The following is a 4,600-nucleotide window of genomic DNA, read 5'->3' as shown; positions in this document are numbered from 1 at the left end:
GGCAAGACAAGAAGGTACATTCTTCAAAAAAAGTTCTTATTTTTTAACCGAACACTGCTCCTGTCAATCAATGGCTGCATCAGATGAACTGTTGGAAGACGATTCCGTGTCTGTCCCGCTGTCACTGCTCGTCTTATCACTAGAAGTTTTGCCGGAACTGTCCGACGCGTTGCTGTCAGCGTTCTCTGTAGAAGAACTGCTAGTCTCAGCATTCTGTTCGGACGAATCGGAACTTGTCGTGCTGTCCGAGCTGTCAGAAGTTGTGCCCTGTTTCTCATCCGACGAATCCGTGCTGTCTGTACTGTCGGTCTTGGTATCTCCAGCAGCCTCTTCCAGTGCTTTTTCGTCTACGACAACATCTTCGGTCGTGTCCTCTGTCGGACGGTAGCGCGCTTCCTTTTCATCAGTCAAATCAATGACACCGGTATCCGGCAAAGACGGCTCCTTGAGAATCGCCTTGAGGAACTGAATCTTATGTTCTATATTGCTTTCCTCTAACGCACCGAGCAAAATGGTGTACTGCTTGTCATACGTGATGCGAACGTCATATGCCTTTTCCACGTCAATCGTCTTAATATGCGCTTTCATATCATAGGCATCGGCAAGCTCCAGCAGCTTGATGACTGAAGCGATTTTATCCTGCTTGTTCTCATCAATGGTATTGCCGACTTCCAAGCCCTTTGTAGATATGCCCGTGACCGTTGCCGTATTTTTAGCTGCGGATTTTTTCTCTTCCAGCACCTTTCCCGTCAAGTCCAGAACAAAATATTTGCCATTCTGTTCCAAAGACAACGCTTCGGTGCGATCTGTCACTTCAATTTGCAGCGTGCTTGGCATCTTGCGGTGCAGCTTGACGGTATCCAAATACGGATATTCTTTTTTCAAGTCCTCTGCAATTTGCTTGGTATCCAAGAAAAACATATTGTCTCCCTCTTTGACACCAGTAGACTTGATCAGCTCTTCGCTCTTGTATCGCGTATCTCCGCTCACATCAATCGTCGATACCTGAAAGAAAATCGTCGGAGCAAAAATCACAGCAAGCAACACAAGTACTGCAATACAGATGCGCGACAGCAGCCGTCTGCGCTGTTTTTTTCTCTGCCGTTCCCGAATGGCGCGGCGAGACCGCGCACCTGTGCGCTGCATCCCCGATTGGCTCTGCGGCACACGGCGCGGCGGTTGATTAGACGATGTCGTCGTTCGAGACGAACGTCTTGGGGTGTTCCGGCTGTTTCGCCTGCTGTCTCTCACTTTCGTGCAGCCTCCAGAATATACTGATAGATTTTTTCGCTGGAATCCACAATCGCCATCGTCTTCGCGCAGCGTCCCATTTCTGCCAGCTTTTCATCATCATTGAGCAGCTCTGTCACAGCCTGGTACAGCTTTTCCGGTGTGCACTCCGGCTCTGTGATGACCTTACATGCACCCTTTTGCTCCAGCGCACGCGCATTCTTCTCCTGATGATTCTCTGCGACATATGGAGACGGTACGATAATCGACGGTTTGCCCAGTACGCACAGTTCTCCCAGTGTTGCTGCACCAGCGCGGCAAATGACGAGGTCTGCTGCTGCCATGACATCTGCCATATCGTAGATGTATTCCCGCAGTTCAATGTTCGGATGCTTGTCCAGATCCACACCCTTTTCTTTGATGCTGTCCGGCAGCCACTTGTACGCAGCGGTACCAGTCGCATGGATATGACGGAAGCTGTCGTGCTGACTCTCCAGCTCAATAAATCCTGCCATATGGCGGTTCATGTACAGCGCACCCAAGCTGCCCCAGAACGAAACAACCAATTTTTCGTCATCTACCAGCTTCATCTTCTTTCTCGCCTTCGCGCGATCGGCAAAAATAATTTCGCCGCGCACTGGCGCACCGGTCAGACGGATATTCGGACGATTTTCCAGCAGCTCGCGCGTATTTTCAAAGCTAATCAGCACGCGATCCGCCTTTTTCGCACAGGATTTCGTGACAACACCCGGAAATGCATTGACTTCGAGCAGCACGGTCGGAATATGCAGCTGCTGTGCTGCATGTACCATCGGATAGCTCGCGTAACCGCCGCAGCCTACAACAACATCCGGCTGATACTCGCGCAGAATCTTCTTTGCCTTGGATGTCGCCGTCAGAGATTTTTGCAGTGTCGCAATATTATACAGCACGGCAGACGGAGACATGGAACGCTTGAGTCCGCGCACATCAACAGTATACAGCTTGTAGCCCTCGCGCGGCACCAGCTTGGATTCAATACCGGTCGATGTGCCGGCAAAACGGATTTCTACATCGTTGCGGCGAGACTGTGCATATTTTGCAATGGCAAGACCCGGATTGACATGGCCGCCCGTGCCGCCGCCTGTAATAAGCAATTTCATATCAAGCTACCCCTTTTCTTCTCATCATTGTTTCTTTGATGGCGGAATGTTTCTTGAAATATTGAGTAATATACCGATTTCCAGCAGCTGCATGACTAGCGCCGTGCCGCCGTAACTGAACAACGGAAGAGATGCGCCGGTTACCGGAAACAGACCGGTGACAACGGCGAGATTCAGCAAAATCTGAAACGCGAACTGCATCGTAATGCCGGTTGCAAGATAGGAGCCAAATCGGCTTCCCGCCCGCTTGGCAATCGAGAATCCACGATAGACAAAGAAAGCAAACAGTCCCAAAATCAGTGTGGCACCGATAAAGCCCAGCTCTTCACAGACAACCGAAAAGATGAAATCATTAAACGGCTCCGGCAGATACAGGAACTTCTGCCGACTCTGACCCAGACCCAAGCCGAACGGTCCGCCCGATCCAATCGCAATCAGCGACTGTACGATCTGATAGCCCTTGCCGCGGGCATCGCTGAACGGGTCTAAGAATACTTTGAATCGCGTGTTGACATGCGACAGCTTGAAAAAGGCAATCACAGCAATCACGGCTCCGGCACCGCCCAGCGGAACCAAAAACCACACCTTCATGCCTGCCACGAACAAAATAGAAAATGCAACAATGGTAATAATCATTGCCGCAGACATGTGCGGCTCCAGTGCCAGCAGGCCGATGAGCAGCGCAACAAGCAGCGCATAAAACGCCAAATCCTTGATGCGGTGCACGGATTTTGGATTCTTTGCTGCCAGCTTGGAAAACAAAATCATAACTGCCAGTTTCGCAATCTCTGACGGCTGAAAGCCGAACAGCCAGCGCTGTGCGCTGTTCAGTGACGTGCCGAGCGGCGTCAATACGACAATCAGCAAAAATACCGACAGGACATACAAATGCAGTGCCCAGTGTTTATATTTCCAGTACGGAAAGCATGAAACAAAATACATCAGCACCAAACCGACCGCCGCAAACATTGCCTGACGGATAAAATAATGAAACGGTCCGGTAGAGGAACTGTAATATGCTTTCGGATAACTGGCAGACAGCAGCGCAATCAATCCGATTGCCAGCAGCATAAATGTCACGAGCAGCAACGGAGCATCTGCTCGTTTGTCTTTTTCTCTTTCATACCAAATATACAACTGTTTGGTATAGGGATTACGCGAAAGAAGTGCTTGGAGCTCTTGTGCTTTCCGCGCCTTCTTTCTTCGTCTTTCTGTCTGTTTCGTCAGATCACGGGATGCCGTCCGGCTGACCGCTCGAGTATTGCGCTTCTCCCTTGAAGCAAAGGCCATGGAAATCACCTCCGTCTTTCCTCAAATCATGTGTAAACTTACAGATAGTGCGGTGCCGTGCCAAAGTATGCCAGCACGCACATGATTACCGTGATACCGGCAAAAATCAGCACGATTTTCTTCTCACTCCAACCGCACAGCTGGAAATGATGATGAATCGGTGCCTTCTTGAAGATACGCTTGCCCTGCATCTTGATATTGCCCTTGGCATCGCGTACCGGCTGACCATTTTCATCCAGTACCGGCTTCTTGGTTGCCTTATAATAGGAAACCTGCAAAATATCCGACAGGGTCTCAATGACGTAAATCAGACCGACAAACACGAGGGCAATCGGCTGATCGCAGGCAAACGCCAGACCAGCAACCGCACCGCCGAGAAACAGCGAACCGGTATCGCCCATAAATACCTTTGCCGGATTGAAGTTGAAGATCAAGAATGCAGCCAGACCGCCTGCCAGTGCCGAAGCAAAGACAATGACCGGCATATTATTGGAAATCACGCCAATCACGATAAAGTAAACGGCAACCGGCAGGGTCACGCCTGCGGCAAGACCATCCAGACCATCGGTCAGATTGACTGCATTGTTGCAGCCGACCATGATAAACGCCGCGATGATAATATATACCAGCCACGGAATATTCAGCGAAACGCCGACAAACGGAATGTACAGGCTCGGCAGCAGATACCCGCCCATGTGCAGTACAGACAGGAAAACAAGCGCCAGTACAAGCTGGAGTGCGAACTTCTGTTTGGACGTCAAGCCTTCATTTTCTGCCTTGCGAATCTTGGTGCGGTCATCAATAAATCCAATGAGACCATAGCACAGCGACAGCAGCAGAACGGTAAACGACTGAATGGACAGCGCATGTACCAGCGTCACATTAACGACGATCGTCACAACGGTGATACTAATGATGAACATAAAGCCGCCCATCGT

4 protein-coding genes are annotated in these 4,600 nt (G+C 50.3%); all 4 read right to left on the bottom strand.

What is annotated here, in order from left to right:
* Positions 1-63: 63 nt before the first annotated feature.
* On the bottom strand, positions 64-1,251 hold the full coding sequence (locus tag ACR0P9_RS08050; RefSeq protein WP_432619030.1) for a cell division protein FtsQ/DivIB: 1,188 nt from the start codon (positions 1,249-1,251) through the stop codon (positions 64-66).
* On the bottom strand, positions 1,248-2,372 hold the full coding sequence (gene murG / locus ACR0P9_RS08045; protein WP_432619028.1) for an undecaprenyldiphospho-muramoylpentapeptide beta-N-acetylglucosaminyltransferase: 1,125 nt from the start codon (positions 2,370-2,372) through the stop codon (positions 1,248-1,250). The genes ACR0P9_RS08050 and murG overlap by 4 nt, the downstream gene beginning before the upstream one ends.
* A 24-nt stretch (positions 2,373-2,396) precedes the next feature.
* Positions 2,397-3,452: an FtsW/RodA/SpoVE family cell cycle protein gene (locus ACR0P9_RS08040; protein WP_432619032.1), complete on the bottom strand. Its 1,056-nt coding sequence runs from the start codon at positions 3,450-3,452 to the stop codon at positions 2,397-2,399.
* A 248-nt stretch (positions 3,453-3,700) separates the two neighbouring features.
* The coding region (gene mraY, locus ACR0P9_RS08035; RefSeq protein WP_432619026.1) for a phospho-N-acetylmuramoyl-pentapeptide-transferase at positions 3,701-4,600 on the bottom strand (900 nt) is incomplete at its 5' end.

Origin of the sequence: Butyricicoccus sp., from assembly GCF_050872565.1 — a bacterium.
Taxonomy (GTDB): Bacteria; Bacillota; Clostridia; order Oscillospirales; family Butyricicoccaceae; genus Butyricicoccus_A.
Note: the sequence above shows the minus strand (reverse complement) of the source record. Positions and strands in the feature narration are given on the sequence as shown.